This window comes from Butyrivibrio sp. NATIVEDY162, assembly GCF_045999815.1.
Classification (GTDB): Bacteria; Bacillota; Clostridia; order Lachnospirales; family Lachnospiraceae; genus Butyrivibrio.
This window is the reverse complement of sequence record NZ_CP172574.1, coordinates 162,403-180,195: the sequence shown is the minus strand read 5'-3', so window position 1 is coordinate 180,195 and position 17,793 is coordinate 162,403. Positions and strand designations below refer to the sequence as shown.

Sequence of the window (17,793 nt, the reverse complement as noted above, 5' to 3'; positions counted from 1 at the left end):
ACCCATTACATTTATTTAGTTTTTTGATCTGCTATAACAAGCCCCACAGTGCCATCGGGATTTCTCTTGAACTGCTTTACATAATTCCAGCCAAGTGTCGCATCAAGTGGAGCAACTTCATGTCCTTTATCATGCATCAGACAGTAGTTGTAATAATTTTCGGGCTCCGGATCTTGTGTGTAGAACCTGTTTACCGTGTAAAACTGCTCAAGTTTATTGCCATTTGGTCTTATCTCTTCTACCTTTTCCCCGGAAACACCACTCTCACAGGGTTTGTCCGTCCCAACAGGCGGTGTGTCTTCAACCTTAATGTTGTTGAACTTTTTCCAGAAATCGTACTGATACTGCTGAGTACACCCCTTAAACACAGGGCAGGAGGCTTCTCGTGTTCCATAGGTATACCACACAGGCATTCTCATCCAGTCCTTCTTCTGCTCAAGTGCCCTTCTCATGGGAGTAATATCATTTATGTCAAGCTCCACAGGCTTCCACCTGTTTCCGGGCCAGTTGGAATCGATATGCATAAGTCCTGCAATTTTCTCCGGATATAGCATCGCTATAACCTGAGCTATGGCTGCGCCATTTGAAAATCCTGACATATAAACCCGTTCCGGATCCACCGGATACTCGGCAATCATCTTATCGATCAACTTAACCAGGAATATTTCGTCCTCGGACTTATCGTTTTTATCATCGCTTCCGTATCCCACAGCCCAGCTTGCTGTATTTGATCCCCAGGGATATACCGTGATGAAGTGCTCTTTTTTACCAAGCTCATGTAACCTCGCCATATTTGCGGCTTCTGTCGGATTATCGGAGCCTCCGTGGCAGAATAAAATCATGGGAACCTTCTTCCCTTCCGGAAGATCATCAGGTATATGCATAAGCCAGGTATGTTTCTCTCCAAGGGACTCATCATCAATAGCCCATTTAAACTCATCCCCTGTAAGGTCAGTAATTGTGTCCATATCCCCAACATCTCCGGTATTTATTTTTCTTACCCTGGAGAATGTTTCCTCGTAGACCTTATAGATTATCTCCTTTGAAAAGCTGCACGCAGGAGCTTTTACCACATAGCTTGCCTTGTTAGTGGGATTTAAATAAGTCTCTACCCTCTCTCCGGGAATCACCTCTGTACATCCACATGCTTTTATGAAATATGACACTGCTCTCTCTGAGGCTCCTGAAAGTACTGCCGTAACAGCGCCATATTTTGCTTTGGCAAGAGCTTCTCTTGAAATCTCACCTCCAAATGTAAGGAGCCCTGCTATGCATTCAGGCTTAGTGGCCGCATAGGACAATGCCATATCAGCACCTTCTCCGACACCTATGACATATCTGTAAGAATTCATCAGATGCCATTGCCTGAGCATCTCAGACAGAAGCGGAATTCCAATCTCGTTTGTTTTAAGAGGATCATCATCCTCTTTTATGGCTTCACTTAAAAGCTTGTCCAATACCTCGGTATCATCCTCAGCATCCACCTCAAATCTACTGTTCCATCCCCTTTTCCCGGGGTTCGGAAATGCCAATACTATTCTTTTTTCTTCTGAAAGACTTTCAAGACCTTGTGATAAAAGATTTTTTACAGACGCTTCACTGTCGTCTCCCCTGATAACAGTGATCATACTTGTCAGGTAGGGGTTGTGTCTCTCCGCATCCGGATAGTAGAGATACATGCCTCTGCCTGCACTTTTGACTTGTTTAAATAGTAACCCCATATCCCCTCCCTATTTTGCTATTTCGTTTTAGCTTTTTATAATTTTATGTTACGTTATACCTACTGAAAAGTCAATCGATTTTGTATAGGAATCCATTCGTCAAATGCTTTTTCTATGTATGCATCCCAGAATCTCCAGTCGTGGGCATACCCTTCAGGTTCCTCATAAACAAGCGGTATTCCGGCTTTTTGAATTACATCCCTGTCTTTTCTTACTACATCTCTTATGAAATCATCATTGCCAACTGCAATGAATAATTTTGGAAGTTCAACATGATTTTCCAGAGCTTTTTTTAAATAAATTGCTAAATCCAAAGAGCTCCCCGGAATATCTTCTGCAGCGCCAAAAGCTCCCTGGAATTTTTCAAGTCCTTTTATATCCCGAAGCTGCCCCACAAGTGAGTCGGTATCAAGTGTGCTGCCGATGCCACCTGACAGATCAATGCATGCACTGTAGAGATCAGGTCTCCTTATTCCTGCTAAAAGTGCGCCATTTCCGCCCATGGCATATCCCATTACAAAGTTGTCCTCTCTTTTCTCCGATGAAGGGAAAAGGCTCCGTACAACAACCGGAAGCTCTTCTGTAATATAGGTAAAATACTTCATGCCGTATTTGGTATCAATGTAAAAGCTGTCATTTACAGAAGGCGTAACGGTCATGACATTATTTCTCTCTGCGTAGAGCTCTACATTCGAGTAACGATAGGGCACTGTGTCATCCTCTCCGCCTCCGTGCAAAAGATAACAGGTAGCAAACTTCATTCCGGGTTTATACAAAGGTTTATCACCCTCTTTATAGCTGTAGTTCCCCGTGGGCAGCGTAACTGTGACATTTGTGTAAATCCCCAATACTTCTGAACGAAAATTAAACCTGAACGTAGCCATCTTTTAACCCTTTCCGCTTTTTAGCCCCATAACTTAATTCATAAACAAGAAATACTCCGATCATTGCAACCGCTATCCATGCAACTCCCCTAAACATGGTGGCATAACCATATGCGCCCGATATTGTTCCACCTATTATCGGACCAAGGCTGTTGCCCACATCTGCTCCTATATAATAGGTACTTGACGCCACTCCGACTCTTGATTCATCTACGCTTTTAACGCAGGCGGATTGAAGTGATATCTGCCCCACACCCTGTCCAAGCGCTTTTAAAACTGCAGCTACAAGGACTACAGGAAGTATTTCAGCTTTTGATAATATAAGCATCGAAGAAAAGCCTACAAGCAAGGAAATTGTAACAACCATGGTAAGAGGTGCTTCATCTGCAATTTTTCCCATAAGAAGTCTCACCACAAAAAGGCATCCTGCGTTAACCGTAAAGAAAAGGGCAATGTGAGGTATACTTCTCTCCTCTCCAACCATAACCAGAAACGAGTTTGTGACGCCGTTCATAAACGAGAACATTCCTGCAGTAAGAGCATATATAATGCAGTTTACCGCTATAAGCCTTCCAAAAAGATTTCCGGATTTCTGTTTCTCTGCGCCCATGCTCTTTGATTCAATTTCCTGTCTTTTGTTTTCATATGGAATAAGTACCAGAATTGCAACAGCACCAAAGCAGATAAATCCAACAAGGAAAAACAGTGCTTTAAATCCAATGTAGCCATGCAGGGCAACACCAAAAACCGGGCCTATTATCTGAGATACAACCTGCCCTACACCATAATAGCCAAGTCCTTCTCCCATTCTCTGCCTTGGTATGCTCTCAGCCACCAGCGCCATGTTGGCGGTACCGCTTACTCCGAACGCTGCCCCGTGAAGAAGTCTGAAGATCAAAAGAGCTGTCATATTCATCGAAAGCGCATATCCAAAGAATCCAAAGGCAAAAAGGATTGTGGAAACAAGGCATATTATCTTTTTATTTTTTTCATCGCACAAAGCTCCACCCGCAGGTCTGAATATCATAGCCGCTGTCGAGAAAAGCCCCGTGAGCGTTCCTGCCGCAGCAAGTGTTCCTCCAAGATCCACTGCATAGGTTGCTATAAGCGTCTGTATCAGGCTGTAGCTAAGAGATGTCATAAAGCTGACAATAATTAGCAGACAATAGCTCAGTGTAAAGAGGGCCGGTCCTTTTCCTGTTCCAGTTTTTTTAGTGATCATTGTTTTTCCTTCCCTTCTGGTGCTAGTTTATGCATCCATATACAGCATTCCTTACGCGAAGATGATAGTATTCTTCATTGTTGGGATCTGTCTGATGCATATACACAAGGCTAAATTTCTCACTGGGATCGATGGATGTGTAGGTTCCATAAGCTCCCGTCCAGCCAAACTCCCCAAATGAAGCATTAAAATTGCCCTCTGCAGGAGATAAAAGTGTTCTAACCCCAAGCCCATAGCCATATCCTGCCAGATAAAAGTTCTGAAAATCCTTAAGCTGAGTTTTATTTAGTTGATTCTGTCTCATAAGGTCTATGGTTTTCCTGCCGATTATATGCTCTCCATTAGCCGAGCCACCATTGGCAAGCATCTGAGCGAATTTAGTATAATCACGGATTGTTGAATACAAGCCGGCACCGCCATTATCAAGCTTTGCATCCTCTGCGTGATATTTATCCAAAAGTCCTTTTTGAGCATCCCATTTGCCGTCTCCAATAGGGTGATAGACAGGTATCAGCCTCTTTTCATTACCATCATGAAATCTGTAGGAAGTATCCTTCATCCCCAATGGATCAAGTATTTCATTTTTTATAAACTCAGAAGTAGGCATGCCTGAAAGCCTTGCTATCAGTCCCGAAACAATGTCGTGCCCATACCCATATAACCAGTGAGTTCCGGGATCAAACGCAATCGGAACCTGCCCCATGGCTGCTACTTCCGTCTCAATATCATAGGTGCCATATTTCTGCTCGAGTTCCCGCTTTATTCTGAACATCTCCCTGGCAGTTACACTCTCTCCGTATTCATAGGGCATACCGCAGCTCATTCTGAAAGCATCCTTCACAAGAATCGGGCTCTTTGCAGGTCTTAAGGTGTAATTACCGTTTGCGTCGTATTCAACGACCTGCGTATTTTCATATTCAGGGAAATATTTATATAGCGGGTCATTCAGAAGGAATTTTCCACGCTCATAAAGCATCATTCCGGCAGTGACCACAACAACCTTCGTCATTGACATCATTCTGAAAAGAGTATTCTCATCAAGCTTGTGCCCCGTTTCCAGGTTATCGCAGCCGGCATAATGTTCATATAAAACTTCACCATCCCTGGCAAATGAAAGCGCACATCCCGGAAGGCCGTTTTCTACAAATCCATCTAACAATTTTGTAATATCCTGATATTTACTCATTGGAATCCCCCCTTAAATGTTTCTTGACTTAATGCTATTACGTTTTAGCTTTTTATGCAATAATTATTTTTCAAAATAATGTAATATTTCCTTTAAAAAGCAACATTTATCAAGTCTATTGTCAAAAGAGCAATCTTTAGATATTGCTTTATCGTTTTAGCCAATCTATAATTATTTACATATATATTCTTTATTTTGGGGAGGGCGCTCTATGTCTAATATTGTTGATGTCGATAGACTGCTTGATAGTTTTTTGGATAGGGGAATTCCCGGATGCGGGCTTAAGGTTGTACAAAATGGCGAAGTGCTTTATGAGGGATATCACGGATATTCCGATATTGAAGACCACGCACCTGTCACATCCTCTTCTATCTTCCGCTTAGCTTCAATGTCAAAAATTCCACTTTATACTACCATGATGATGCTGTATGAGAAGGGGAAATTTCTTATGACAGATCCCATCTCTGACTGGCTTCCTGAATGGAAAAGCATGAAAAAATTCGACCATGATGAAAATGGCTATATTCATATAGTAGATGCTAAAAAGCCGATAACTGTCAGGGACGTATGCTCTATGAAATGCGGTCTTCCCTACTGTAATTCTCAGGAAGTTACAGATAATCCGGTGCTTACATCCATGCAAAAATGCATGAAGCCACTTATAGAGAAGGGCCATTTCACCAACAGAGAGCATGTAAAGGCCATGTCTGAAGCAGTTCTTGCATGTGAACCCGGAGAGAAATGGATCTACGGTTTTTCAAGCGAGCTTGCCTGCGCTCTCATAGAAGCAATCACAGATAAGCCTGTAGATGAAGTGTTTAAGGAGTTTATCTTTGATCCCCTTGAAATGAATGATACCAGATCAAGATTTGAAGGCGACCACGAAAAGCGCCTTGTAACTCTTTATCGACAGTCAGATAACGGGCCGGTGCCTTTTAAGAATTCTTTCTTTGATGACAAGCATATTCCGGGAGCCGAACACGAACAGGGCTGGGCGCGGTTGTACTCAACTGTAGAAGATTTCAGTCACCTGATGCAGATGCTGTCTGAGGGCGGAATCTATAAAGGAAAAAGGCTATTATCTCCTACAACCATTAATATGATGAGAGCTAACGGACTTAGCGAGAAACAGCTTCTCGACTATGCAAATACCTATGAGATGGGCTACGGTTACGGCTATGGTGTTCGAACATTGATCGACAAAGGGGCCGGTGACCACAGCGGTGCCCTCGGATCCTTTGGCTGGACCGGTGGCTTTGGCACCTGGTGTGAGGCTGATCCGGAGGATGGCGTGTCAATAACATATATGCACAATCTGATGCCTGATGATGAACTCTACACTCATCACAGGGTTCGTGCTGTTTCATATGGTCTTATTAAATAATCAGGGAGGAGCACAATGAATAACTTTAAAGACTTGGAAAAACTTCTTCAAAAATATGTGGACGATGGATTACCGGGATGCGGTATTCAAATCTGTCAAAAAGGCGAAACACTATATGAAAACTACTTTGGCTGGGCAGATAAAGAAAACAATGTAAAGCTGAATGCCTCCCATCTTTTCCGTCAGGCATCTCTTACCAAGGTTGCTATGTACACCACTGCAATGATGCTCTACGAACAGGGAAAATTCCTTATGAGTGACCCTCTCTACGAGTATTTTCCAGAGTGGAAGGACTCAAAGAAAGCCATTCCCACCGCAGATGGCGGCTACAAGATAGTACCTACAGAAAAGCCCGTGACTATCAAAAATATCTTCAATATGACTGTGGGACTGCCCTATCACATGCTTCTTGGCGCCGACGCCCCAACTCAGCATCCCACTTCAACTGCCATGGCAAGAGCTATGGAAGAACTTAAGTCACGCCCTCACTACTCTCTTAGGGAAGAAATCGAAAAAATGGCTGAAATTCCCCTCGCATTTGAGCCGGGAACCCACTTTTTGTATGGATTTTCAAGCGAACTTACTGCCGGTCTTCTGGAGGCAATCTGCAGAAAACCCGCAGAGGTAGTTATTAAAGAAATGCTCTTTGATCCTCTGGAAATGAATACTTCTGCCAATTTCCTCATAGGTGATATGGAAGAAAGGCTTGTCAGAAATTATTACCTAAAGCCCGGTAAAAAGCTCTCCGACAGCGATGCTTTATACATTCCTGATGATGAAATAGCCGTTAAATCCGTCGGAAAACTCGGCACTGTATCAGGCTTTGCCAGAGTAATAACTAACTGCAACGATTATTCTCACCTTATGCAGATGCTTGCTAATGGCGGAAAATACAAAAATGAACAGATAATGGGAAGAGCCACTATCGATCTTATAAGAACCAATACCCTGACTAATGCTCAGATTGAAAAAGATTTTTCCAACGACTATCTTGCTGGCTATGGTTACGGATATGGTATGAGAACCCTAATGGATCAGTATGCGGGAGCTCATAACGGCGTTCCCGGATCCTTCGGCTGGACCGGTGGTTCAGGTACCTGGGCTGAAGCAGATCCTTCAAGAGGCATCTCTATTGTCTACATGCATAATATTCAGCCAAATCTGGAGCTCTATCATCATCTGCGCATGCGTGCAGTTGCATATGGCTCGCTATCATAAACATCACAGCTCCAAGGCAAGCATTTCTGAATGGATGCCTTGGAGCTGAGCTTCATCAATCGCCGATGGGCTGGGATTTTTTCCTTCCGGACTCTATCAGTTCTTTTTCAAAAGCCTCAGGATTTTTCAGATAATAATCCTGATGATATTCCTCTGCTTCATAAAAATTCTTGTATGGCAGTACCGCCACCTGAACTTTTCTTTCTGATTGCTGTTCAATGCTCTTTATCTTTTCAGTCACAAGCGCCTTTTCCTCATCATCCATGTAGAAAATCGCAAGGGTATATGAAAAACCTTTATCAATATACTGACCTTCCGCGTCAAATGGATCCACGTTTGCAAAATATATATCCAGAAGTTTATCATAAGGCACTTTTCGAGGGTCATACACAAGCTTTATTGTCTCTCTGTGACCGGTTTCCTGATGTTTTACCTGCTCATATGTAGGATTTTCTTCATCTCCGCCGGCATAACCGCAGATAACGCGGTCCACACCGTACATCTTGTAAATAGGCGTAACGCACCAAAAGCATCCGCCTGCAAAATAAGCTTCTTTCATTATTTAGTCCTCCGGTTGCTACCAATTATATCCAATTTAATTTTGATATATCTATCTCGTTATTCTCCCATATCTGTGTTTAAAATGTAAATACCTTTTTTACTCTCAACACGATCATGTTGGAAACCAGGCCTATGACAACGCCGGACACAGTTCCCACCACAATAAGGAATGGCAAATAGTAGATCAGACTTCCTGTCTCAAGAACGAACATTGCCACTATGATCTGTCCGATATTATGAAAAACTCCGCCAAGAACACTAACTCCGCTCATGGAAAACTTCCCGGTCTTTTTGGCGATCAGCATAGCTATAAGAGAAAGAACAGCACCGGCAAGAGAATACATCATCATGGAAACATTACCAAAAGTAAGTCCCACAAGAACAACCCTTATGATAGAAAGAGCTATGGCGTCCTTTTCACCAATTGTGTAAAGAGTCACCATAACTGCAAGGTTAGCAATACCTATTTTCGCTCCGGGTATTCCTATGTTAAGCGGAAGCAGGTATTCAATATATGAAAGGACAAAGGCCAAAGCCACAAACAGTCCTAAAAAAGCAATTCTTTTGTTATTCATCATTAGTTCCATAAAAGCCCGGTATCAGTGAGTTGATGTATCCAGGCCATTATCCTCTCCACCTTTTATCTCCACTACAAGCTTATTGGGCAAACATACGATAGTTTCTCCCTGATACCTGATAGGACTGTGATGCACGCATATCTTATCAGGACATGAAGCCTCAACAACACGCGCGTATCCATCAGATATAATAAGTATGTTATAGTTCCCATCCGGAAGCTCAATTTTCTCCTCTATATCCTCTGACAGCGGATACTCTCCATATGTTTTATCGTCAATTGTAACTGCAGCAACAGCAGGGCCTCCGGAATTATACTTCTGAAAAGCCTTTATTCCCCAAAAACTCAAAATAGCAATAGCAATAATAACAGTAATTAATATAATGTCATTTTTCTTCATCTTTAAGGCATCTTTCACATTTTCTTACAATCTTATCATAGTTTTTTATATCATGTATATAAAGGCGTGGTCATCGCTCGCAAAGCGAGCAATGACCACGCCTATAGCAAAATAATATGCGTCCTTTTAGTTATTTCGTATTAATATCTGCACTCCAGCACACACTTCAGGATACGTCTTGCACAAGCCTGAAGCTCTGCTCTTGTAACACCGTTATCAAGGATATTGTCTATATCCTTCTGTGAACCGGGCATTGTGAGGTCATTTCCGCATCTTACGCATTCTGCGGCAGATGATTCGCCGTACTTGTGCTCTTCCTTACTGGACCAGTCATTTCCGGTTGTTCCCCAGTCGGTCATGATAACTCCCTTGAATCCCCACTCATTTCTGCAGATAGCTGTCAGAAGGTTGTAGTTATTTGCGGTGTGAATTCCGTTTACAAGGTTGTAGCTGGTCATGATTGAAAGAGGCTGTGATTTCTTAACAGCAATCTCGAAGCCCTTAAGATAGATTTCTCTCAATGCTCTCTCGCTTACATGTGCATTTGTATGCATTCTGTTGTCTTCCTGGTTATTGCATGCAAAATGCTTGATAGTCGTGCCACAGCCCTTGTGCTTCTGAACACCTATTGTATCTGCAGCGGCACAGCATCCTGCAAGAAGGGGATCCTCTGAATAATACTCAAAGTTTCTTCCGCAAAGAGGATTCTTCTGGATGTTCATTCCGGGAGCAAGCCAGAGATTAACTCCGAATTCTTCGCACTCAGCTCCTACAAGATCGCCTGCTTCTTCAACAACATCCATATTCCAGGTCTGTGCAAGCATAGTAGCGATCGGAATAGCTGTACAATACTGATAATACTTAGTTACCTCTCCCTTGATGTCAGACTTGGGCATTTCCATTCCCTCAAAGCCTACAAATTCAAAGCCTCTTGCACTAAGCTCGGGAATTATATTGTTTTCCTCATCCACTGCAAAATAAGGAGTAAGTCGAAGACCTGCAGGTCCATCAGCAAGAACAAGATTATGAACACCTCTGTCGTTAACCATTAAGGTACTTGTATCACCGGCTGCTCCGGGAACTACTGCAGATGCATTACCAATTACTGTCTGCTGGTCAAATCCTCCCCTTGCGGTTCCTACGCACAGATCAGCCATTTCATCTCTTGTAAGCTGTCCAAGAAGATCATCAAGAGTAGCTTTTCCATTCTTTACATCCTCTAAGGTCAGCTTCTCTGCAGCGTCATTTTTAAGCTCAACAGGAGCGCCTTCATATTCTGCAGTCACTGTTGAAATAGCGCCTGCTTCAAGAGTAAGTGCTTTAGCAGATTCCTTCTCTGCGTCCTCTTTTTCATAGGTAAGAGGCTTTGCTCCCCTTGCTGAGAGTTCCTGTATCTCTGTATCAGGCTTCATTCTGTTGGATAACTTGTATGTAACGATCTCATCCTTAACATCAATAGCTGCAACAATGTGCGTATCACATGCATTCTCACCAACTCTGATAAAGTATTTTCCGGCTTCAAGAACGTATGAAGCTCTTGACTCATCATATGATGCAAACTCTGAAACCTTAGCATTAAGAGTAAGCACATCGCTCTCTCCTGGTGCAAGCAGCTTTGTCTTTGCAAATGCCTTAAGCTCCTTTACAGGCTTTTCGATTTTTCCGTCAGGAGCTGAAACGTACAGCTGAACAACCTGTTTTCCATCGAATTTGTCACCGGTATTTTTTACTTCGACATTAACAATAAGCTCTTCACCTTTCAGTGAAATATCTTTGGTCTCAATAGAAAAATCTGTGTAAGCTCTGCCAAATCCAAAGGGATATGCGGGTTTAATACCAAAACTGTCAAAATAACGATATCCTACATAGATACCCTCTTTGTAGAATTCATCATCAAGATCTCCATTCATAAAGCTGAAGGTGTCATGTGAAGGATAATCTGTATAATTCTCTGCCCATGTCATAGCAAGGTGTCCTGAAGGAATTGCTTTTCCAAGAAGAACATCTGCAAAAACAGATCCGATAACATTTCCTGCCTGGCTCATCAAAAGAACAGCACCGATACCCTTGGTTCCTCTGAGGAACTTTGTATCCAGTACTCCGCCAACGTTAAGAGCTACAACGAATTTGTCATAATGAGCTGCCAGCCTTTTGATGGTGTCCTTTTCATTCTCCGTAAGCTCATAGTCACCTGCTACAGCCTTTCTGTCTGCGCCTTCTCCAGAGTCTCTTGCAACAACATAAACAGCTGCATCTGCATCTGCCATATCGGAATCATCCAGTACCTGAATATCCGGATCATGATAAGGATTGCTGAAAGCCTGAGCAAATGCCATCATAGGATCACCTGTCTCCTCAACAACCTTCTGAACATGTTCTTTGTAGGACTTTTTGGCATCTTCAACACATTTATCGTACTTATCAAGCCATGCACCGGTAACAATCTCAAGTCCGGCTTCCTTAAGTCCCTGCTCTATGCCCACAACATTTCTGCTGTTAACATCTCCTGAGCCCTTACCGCCTTTTATCATGTGACGTGCACCGTTACCGAAAAGTGCAAGCTTTTTTATACCACTATTTAATGGCATGGTTCCGTCATTCTCCAGAAGAACCATTCCTTCAGGCGCAAATTTGCGCACTTTTTCCATATGTTCTTTTTCTCTTTTTGACATATCAGCTTCTTTAGAAGCTCTCCAAATACCCATAATATCATTGCCTCCTGATACCTAAAATAAATATACTGATTTACTCAGCATGCTTATTTTATAATAGTATTTGTCCATTAAATATATGATATCACTGATTTTTATACTTTATCACATGCTATTTTTTACTTTAAACATATCCATTTCAAATAAACTTCTCTGATACTACTTCATATCACCATGTCAGCCTTGCTGTAGTTACAAGCTTCTCATACCTGTTATATTCAGGCTCTGCATCAGAAGCACCATGAAGAGCATACCCTACAGGCAGTGCTTCTCCTTCAAGTTCTTCAATTGCTTTGACCAAGCCGCCAAGATAGGCATCAAGGAGCTGTTCTATGTCCAAAAGTCTTTGTTTTAAGCCGCCTATCCTTATTGTCTGCACCTCAAAACCGAATGATTTATTCTCCTTAAGCCACTGCTCCCTGAACGATCTGTAAAACGCATCAAGCCTTTCAACAATTACAGGAATCTCATCCCTTATTGCAGCGAGTTTATCAGTATCCCTTCTCTTATAAGCATCTCTCATCCTTATACCGAGATCTGCCTTGCAGGCAAGAACATCACAAAGCCTTTGCTGGGCCTCAAACAAATAGTCATACTTCCTGTTTTCATTTTTTATAACATCCTTAAGCTTTTGCGCAGCCTCCGAAAAATACTCTCTCGCATTTTCTGGAACAAGACTGTCAAAAATCCCAAGAAGCGGATCATTAAAGAGCAGTATCTTTGAGAGGTTGTTCTTCTTTTCATCCATGCATCCCGGGTCTGCTATGTCCAGAAGCATAAACTCTTCCATGGTATACCCTGTGAGACTCTTGAAGGACTCAGTTGCATTTTCTTTATCGATCCTGCCTCCACATAGAGCCGCCTCATACAAAGCAGGAAGAACCGCATACATACTGCATTCCGTTCCGTCATCTCCCCACAAAGTCATTACATATGAGTCGATGTCCATCTGTAAACAGGCACTGACAGAAGCACGGGTGGATAAAATGCTGTAGCTGTTATATGGTGTAAAGCCCATCCATCTCCATGCGCCACCTGCAAAGGACAGATCAGATGTGATCGCCTTGTGCTGTGCTATTATATTTTTAAAATGATTTTCATCTGTACTATAATAATCCCAGTAAACAAGCTCAAGCCCTTCAGGTATTTTAATTTTTTCACTTAGTTTAGCCGATAGCTTTTCTGCCTCTTTGCCGCCCTCTGCTCCATACTCTCCTCCGCTTAGAAGGCGAAAGAACATATCGCTCCACATCTGGGGTTTTAGCCCATACTTTTTGCATAGTGAGACAACTTTTTCAAGGTGCTTGAGCATAATCTCCACTCTGTCCTGATAGCCATGAAGTTCCAGATATTTTCCAAGCCCCAGCATATGGGCCTCGTCCATTCCGATATTGACTATTTTTGAAGAATAAGCTTTAGATATGGTTCTGAGAATATTATCCAGAAGCTGCTCCGTTCTTTTATCATCAACAAGAAGGATATCATTTAAATCTATGCAATTGATGTAATCCGAATAGTCCACTATCTGGTTGATGTGCGCCAGTGTCTGTATATACGGACGAAGCTCCACCCCAAGCTCATGGGCATATTCATCCGCTTCCCTTATTTCCTCTGAAGATAATCTTCCCCTCTGGTATCCAAAATACGGCTCACCTTCCACCTCAATCGTGTCCTCTGTGTAAAGTCCGACATAATCATACTTAAAATCAGCGCATAACTTTATGAATTTTTTCAGGGCAGAAAGATTTACCACCGCATTGCGTGAGCAGTCAATCATGACGCCCAATTCCTTTAATTTATTAATTCCCATTTTCGTTATACCGTCCTTATTTTTACAGTTTGACATATCCTTGTGCCTATCATACCATAGGTACATGAGCTTAGATACAATTCATGAAAAAACACTCATATCACTTCTTCAAAAAATCCGTATGCCCAGGGAAGTTACGGATGATATCTTAGTGTGCGCAAAAAACGGCAATTTTTCTTTTCCTGGAATAAACGAGCTTACGTCACATATTCTGACGGCATTAAAAAGCCGCGAAGAGGGTGATTGGAAACCATTTCCGGAGGATATATTTATTGCTACAATGGGATGTTTTTCAAGATTTGTGAATGAACATTACAATTCATATAACAGCTATGGCTTTGACAGAGCCTTCTGGACTACCAGGCAGGCAGGAGCAAAGCTGTTCAGAATCGGTGAATTGGAATATGAATTTGAGGATGGTGATGACAAATACATACATCTGCACATTCCATCCGATGCAAAGTTAAGCCCGGATCTTTTGAACGGTTCAGTTCAAAAAGCACGGGATTTTTGGGAAAAATATTATCCGGAACGTAAGCAGGATCCCATTGTTGTGGAAACCTGGCTGTTATCGCCTTCCCTTGAGGATCTACTGCCACCGGATTCACGAATAATAGCATTTAAGGCAGCCTTCGACATCACGGATTATGATCCCGATGCCAAAGACTGCCTCGAATGGGTCTTCAAAATTCCGGGAGCACTTTGGGACAGCGTATCCCTGGAGGATCTGCCCGAAGATACTACCCTTCAGCATAATATGAAAAAGTTGCTTCTTGACGGTGGTCACGTCGGCATTGCAAAAGGTATTTTAGCAAGGCCCTTTTAATGCTGGATTTCCACGTCCCCGCCAAACATGAACTTTGGAATAATGCTTGAGTGAAGATTTACCAGTTCACCGTCAAAATTGTGTCTGCATTCGCAGGTTCTGTCAAAGATCATAGTAGCCTCATCACCTGGTTTTGATGCCTCCCATACAGGAAGCTCATCGTGATTAGGATTTCCTGTTCTCGCAAAATTCATCACCGCTTTGAATATCTGCTCCTGAAGCTTATCAGAAACTCCGGGAACATTTGCTACCGGCACAAGGTCTATATTGTGGAAGAAAAATGCTATATCGGAGCAGTGCCATGCAGGCTTATTGTGTTGGATAGGGAACTCAAGAGCAAACAGGTATGAATAAACCGGTGCTTCAGTTCTCTTACTTGCTTCTTCAATCAGGACTCTTGTAGGCTTGCGGAAAATAGTATCATATGAAATAAGATCAACTATCTTCTTATCCGGATAAGCTTTCTTGAATTTCTCAATAAGCTCATCAGCCTTATCTCCAAATACCTCAGCAACCTTTGCTCTCATCTCCTCCTCTGTCATCTTTGTCTTGTCAAAGGTAAGGGGCATAAATGCAAATTCTCCAAATACACTGCCTACCATAAGCGGGATTTTCCTGGAATTCTCAGTAAAGCCCACGAACTGCGGCTCGCCCTTGTACCAGTCATTTATCATTGGCGACATACCTGTGTAAAGTCCCTGCTTCTTAATATCCTCAACTACCTTTTCGTAAGCCTCTACCAAACTCGCATAAGGAATAGTTTCAAGCTTCTCTACATCATTTTCTGTAAGTCCCAGCTCTTTGAGCATAGCAGTAACTATCGGTCTGCCATCGCCTTTTCCTGTGTCCATGAAGTCTTTTCCAAGGACACCGCTCATAACGATTCCTTTATGGAAAAGTCCGTCAGCTTCAGGTGTCTGCATAAGTGAAGTAACCTTCATTCCGCCGCCTGACTGTCCAAAAATAGTTACATTATCGGGATCTCCGCCGAATTCAGCAATATTTTCCTTAACCCACTTGAGTGCTGCTACCATATCAGCATTTCCGCAGTTTCCTGAATTCTTATATTTTTCACCAAAAGGAGAAAGATCCATGTATCCAAGGATATTTAAGCGATGATTAATTGTAACTACAACCACATCTCCCTCTTTTGCCATTGCTGCTCCATCATAGCAGAGCTGCTCTATAGATGATCCTGCAAAGAATCCGCCACCGTGAAGCCAAACCATAACAGGCTTCTTAGCATCCTTGCAAAGCTTCGTAGACCAGATATTGAGATTCTGGCAGTGTTCATCCATCGGCCAGTATGCGTGAGGGACCATAAGCTCTCCTCTGGGTGTGTCCTGATGCATCAGAGGACATACCATTCCAAAGGAAGTTGCATCCTTTATGCCTTCCCAGGGCTCAACCTCTGTAGGCTGGCAAAAGCGTTCTGCCTCAGCATAATGCACGCCCTTAAAAATATATGCACCGTCGTAGAAATATCCCTGAAGTTTTCCTGCTTTGGTGCTCACAATTGTAGATTCATCCTGTTTAAAAATTTTCATTTTGCGTATCCCCATTTCTATATTTTTTGCTCAAATATGAGTAGAGGGAATTCCTTCCCCCTACCCATATCCATAAATAATATTTTATTCTGTTTATCTTGCATTGTAACGGTCAAGAGCTGCCTGCTTGAGCTCAATGCAGCGGTCAATGTTATATGTCTTAAGCTGCTCTCTGAATGCATCATAATCATCAATTGACTGCTCGCCTGTTATGAACTTAACTGTGTTCTCTCTTACCAGAGTCTGAATATCTGTATAAAGTGTAACATACTCAGAATTTTCTGCATCTGTTAATGTCATGCAGCTGGGAAGCAACAGATCAAACTGATCCTTGTTAAACTCATCATATGCTTTAAGAGCTTCCTGTCCCTCATAGATAGGATCGAACATACCCCAGTTGTAAAGACCAAAGTCAGATGTTCCAAGTGAATATGTGTAAACTGCTTCTGCAAGTGTATTAACCTTGCCATCCTCTACCATCTTGTGCATAGCATCTGTAAGGTGGTATGTGTCGCCATCCTTTTCATATGATTCGCCTTCGATTCCAAGTGAATCAAGCATCATAGCCTCCTGGCTGTACCAGAAATCAAGATATCTGCAAGCAAGCTCAAGATCCTTTGTTGTAGCAGAGATACCAACCTCTTCCTTGACAAGATCAGAAGTTGCAAATCCGATTTCGGGTGTATCACCTTCCTTAAGAACCGGAGCAGATGTTGCTACAATGTTGAAATCTTCGTCTGTATTATAGCCCTGTGTCTTAAATACATCAGATGTCATACCCCAGATCTGGCAACCTGCACCTGCTTTGCCTGTTCCCATATAATCTGCAGGGCTCATCATATCTGCGTTGTTGGTCATAAAGTTAGGATCTATAAGTCCCTTTTGATACCAGTCATGGAAAAGTGTAAGCCACTCTTTGTAACCATCTTCAAGAGGACCATATTTTACTGTTTCTCCATCCTTGTAAAACTCGCTAAGGCATCCGTATGCTGAAAGGAAATGGCTGAAATAATCGTACCCGTTTGTACCGATCATAAGAGGTGCCTCACACTCCGGATAGTTTTCCTTAAATGCAGTAAGAACTGTTTCCCACTGGTCAATTGTTCTGGGAACCTCAAGTCCAAGGTCCTTAAGCCAGTCTCCGCGAAGAGCCATACCTGCCCATACTCTCTCACCAACTATATCTCCGAAGTAAGAAGTGATCGTGCGTGTGCCAACCATCTTGCCTTCATCGGTAAGAGTATCTTTCTCAAGTTCGGGATTGCTCTTTCTGAGTGCTGTATAGTTAGGCATATACTTTTCAGCTACATCTGTCAGATCTGCAAGTACTCCGTCCTGTACACCCTTCTCTGTTCCGCCGGGATAATAAGTTCCTACTTCACGGATGATATCGGGATATTCTCCTGATGCAAGCATAAGTCCGAACTGTTCCTGTGCTGATGCAGCATCTACTACCTGCCAGTTAACATGTACATTTGTGAGCTCTTCCATTTTCTGGATTCCCTTAAGCTCATTGGGGTCTTCTACATAGTCATTGCTCCAGACGATCCATATGCTGAGCTCCTTCTTCTCAGATAAAGGCCATGTCCATTCACCTGAATCCGCTGTAGTTTCCACAGCTCCCGAACCTGCATCCTTTGCTTCACTACCCCCTGCGCTTTTTCCGCAACCTGCTATTGTTCCAACTAACATAGCTGCTGTCAGCAATACTGCTACTACCTTCTTTTTCATTAAAAATCCTCCTAT

At 42.6% G+C, this 17,793-nt stretch carries 14 protein-coding genes; 3 read left to right on the top strand and 11 right to left on the bottom strand.

What is annotated here, in order from left to right:
* Positions 1–11 precede the first annotated feature (11 nt).
* Genes ACHCNF_RS16870 through ACHCNF_RS16855 form a run of 4 tightly spaced genes read right to left on the bottom strand, consistent with a single transcriptional unit; the run spans position 12 to position 5,013 of the window.
* Complete coding sequence (locus tag ACHCNF_RS16870; protein ID WP_408072624.1) at positions 12–1,721, bottom strand: CE1 family esterase; 1,710 nt, start codon at positions 1,719–1,721, stop codon at positions 12–14.
* A gap of 59 nt (positions 1,722–1,780) precedes the next feature.
* A complete protein-coding gene (locus tag ACHCNF_RS16865; protein ID WP_408072623.1) occupies positions 1,781–2,605 on the bottom strand; it encodes an alpha/beta hydrolase in 825 nt (274 codons plus the stop codon).
* Positions 2,586–3,827, bottom strand: a complete 1,242-nt coding sequence (locus ACHCNF_RS16860) for an MFS transporter (protein ID WP_408072622.1) — start codon at positions 3,825–3,827, stop codon at positions 2,586–2,588. The genes ACHCNF_RS16865 and ACHCNF_RS16860 overlap by 20 nt, the downstream gene beginning before the upstream one ends.
* 22 nt (positions 3,828–3,849) lie before the next feature.
* On the bottom strand, positions 3,850–5,013 hold the full coding sequence (locus ACHCNF_RS16855) for a serine hydrolase domain-containing protein (protein ID WP_408072621.1): 1,164 nt from the start codon (positions 5,011–5,013) through the stop codon (positions 3,850–3,852).
* 211 nt (positions 5,014–5,224) lie between these two features.
* On the opposite strand from ACHCNF_RS16855, the gene ACHCNF_RS16850 reads away from it, so the two are divergent.
* Positions 5,225–6,397 carry a serine hydrolase domain-containing protein gene (locus ACHCNF_RS16850; protein ID WP_408072620.1) on the top strand — a complete coding sequence of 391 codons (1,173 nt, stop codon included), beginning with the start codon at positions 5,225–5,227 and terminating at the stop codon, positions 6,395–6,397.
* A 15-nt stretch (positions 6,398–6,412) separates the two neighbouring features.
* Complete coding sequence (locus tag ACHCNF_RS16845) at positions 6,413–7,615, top strand: serine hydrolase domain-containing protein (RefSeq protein WP_408072619.1); 1,203 nt, start codon at positions 6,413–6,415, stop codon at positions 7,613–7,615.
* 55 nt (positions 7,616–7,670) lie between these two features.
* Here the strand turns inward: ACHCNF_RS16845 and msrA are convergent, their stop codons facing one another.
* From msrA to ACHCNF_RS16820, 5 genes are all read right to left on the bottom strand, one after another.
* The gene (msrA, locus tag ACHCNF_RS16840; RefSeq protein WP_408072618.1) at positions 7,671–8,174 is read right to left on the bottom strand and encodes a peptide-methionine (S)-S-oxide reductase MsrA; all 504 of its coding nucleotides are present in this window, start codon (positions 8,172–8,174) and stop codon (positions 7,671–7,673) included.
* A 79-nt stretch (positions 8,175–8,253) separates the two neighbouring features.
* Positions 8,254–8,751, bottom strand: coding sequence for a Gx transporter family protein (locus ACHCNF_RS16835; protein WP_408072617.1), 498 nt, complete (start codon positions 8,749–8,751; stop codon positions 8,254–8,256).
* Between the two features lie 24 nt (positions 8,752–8,775).
* Positions 8,776–9,153: a NusG domain II-containing protein gene (locus ACHCNF_RS16830; protein WP_408072616.1), complete on the bottom strand. Its 378-nt coding sequence runs from the start codon at positions 9,151–9,153 to the stop codon at positions 8,776–8,778.
* Between the two features lie 140 nt (positions 9,154–9,293).
* Positions 9,294–11,858, bottom strand: a complete 2,565-nt coding sequence (locus tag ACHCNF_RS16825) for a glycoside hydrolase family 3 protein (RefSeq protein ID WP_408072615.1) — start codon at positions 11,856–11,858, stop codon at positions 9,294–9,296.
* 175 nt (positions 11,859–12,033) lie between these two features.
* A complete protein-coding gene (locus ACHCNF_RS16820) occupies positions 12,034–13,674 on the bottom strand; it encodes a beta-N-acetylhexosaminidase (protein ID WP_408072614.1) in 1,641 nt (546 codons plus the stop codon).
* Positions 13,675–13,738: 64 nt separating this feature from the next.
* Between ACHCNF_RS16820 and ACHCNF_RS16815 the strand changes: the two genes are divergently transcribed.
* The gene (locus ACHCNF_RS16815; protein WP_408072613.1) at positions 13,739–14,500 is read left to right on the top strand and encodes an acyltransferase domain-containing protein; all 762 of its coding nucleotides are present in this window, start codon (positions 13,739–13,741) and stop codon (positions 14,498–14,500) included.
* On the opposite strand, the gene ACHCNF_RS16810 is transcribed toward ACHCNF_RS16815, so the two are convergent.
* Together ACHCNF_RS16810 and ACHCNF_RS16805 are read right to left on the bottom strand one after the other, a co-directional pair.
* A complete protein-coding gene (locus tag ACHCNF_RS16810; protein ID WP_408072612.1) occupies positions 14,497–16,047 on the bottom strand; it encodes a carboxylesterase/lipase family protein in 1,551 nt (516 codons plus the stop codon). The genes ACHCNF_RS16815 and ACHCNF_RS16810 overlap by 4 nt on opposite strands.
* A 93-nt stretch (positions 16,048–16,140) precedes the next feature.
* A complete protein-coding gene (locus tag ACHCNF_RS16805; RefSeq protein ID WP_408072611.1) occupies positions 16,141–17,778 on the bottom strand; it encodes an extracellular solute-binding protein in 1,638 nt (545 codons plus the stop codon).
* Between the last annotated feature and the right edge of the window lie 15 nt (positions 17,779–17,793).

What these genes read in the sequence shown, in the direction of transcription:
- ACHCNF_RS16830 (WP_408072616.1), bottom strand. Translation starts at nt 9,153, where the DNA reads ATGAAGAAAAATGACATTATATTAATTACTGTTATTATTGCTATTGCT.
- ACHCNF_RS16825 (WP_408072615.1), bottom strand. Translation starts at nt 11,858, where the DNA reads ATGGGTATTTGGAGAGCTTCTAAAGAAGCTGATATGTCAAAAAGAGAA.
- ACHCNF_RS16855 (WP_408072621.1), bottom strand. Translation starts at nt 5,013, where the DNA reads ATGAGTAAATATCAGGATATTACAAAATTGTTAGATGGATTTGTAGAA.
- ACHCNF_RS16845 (WP_408072619.1), top strand. Translation starts at nt 6,413, where the DNA reads ATGAATAACTTTAAAGACTTGGAAAAACTTCTTCAAAAATATGTGGAC.
- ACHCNF_RS16865 (WP_408072623.1), bottom strand. Translation starts at nt 2,605, where the DNA reads ATGGCTACGTTCAGGTTTAATTTTCGTTCAGAAGTATTGGGGATTTAC.
- msrA (WP_408072618.1), bottom strand. Translation starts at nt 8,174, where the DNA reads ATGAAAGAAGCTTATTTTGCAGGCGGATGCTTTTGGTGCGTTACGCCT.
- ACHCNF_RS16810 (WP_408072612.1), bottom strand. Translation starts at nt 16,047, where the DNA reads ATGAAAATTTTTAAACAGGATGAATCTACAATTGTGAGCACCAAAGCA.
- ACHCNF_RS16860 (WP_408072622.1), bottom strand. Translation starts at nt 3,827, where the DNA reads ATGATCACTAAAAAAACTGGAACAGGAAAAGGACCGGCCCTCTTTACA.
- ACHCNF_RS16820 (WP_408072614.1), bottom strand. Translation starts at nt 13,674, where the DNA reads ATGGGAATTAATAAATTAAAGGAATTGGGCGTCATGATTGACTGCTCA.
- ACHCNF_RS16805 (WP_408072611.1), bottom strand. Translation starts at nt 17,778, where the DNA reads ATGAAAAAGAAGGTAGTAGCAGTATTGCTGACAGCAGCTATGTTAGTT.
- ACHCNF_RS16870 (WP_408072624.1), bottom strand. Translation starts at nt 1,721, where the DNA reads ATGGGGTTACTATTTAAACAAGTCAAAAGTGCAGGCAGAGGCATGTAT.
- ACHCNF_RS16850 (WP_408072620.1), top strand. Translation starts at nt 5,225, where the DNA reads ATGTCTAATATTGTTGATGTCGATAGACTGCTTGATAGTTTTTTGGAT.
- ACHCNF_RS16815 (WP_408072613.1), top strand. Translation starts at nt 13,739, where the DNA reads ATGAGCTTAGATACAATTCATGAAAAAACACTCATATCACTTCTTCAA.
- ACHCNF_RS16835 (WP_408072617.1), bottom strand. Translation starts at nt 8,751, where the DNA reads ATGAATAACAAAAGAATTGCTTTTTTAGGACTGTTTGTGGCTTTGGCC.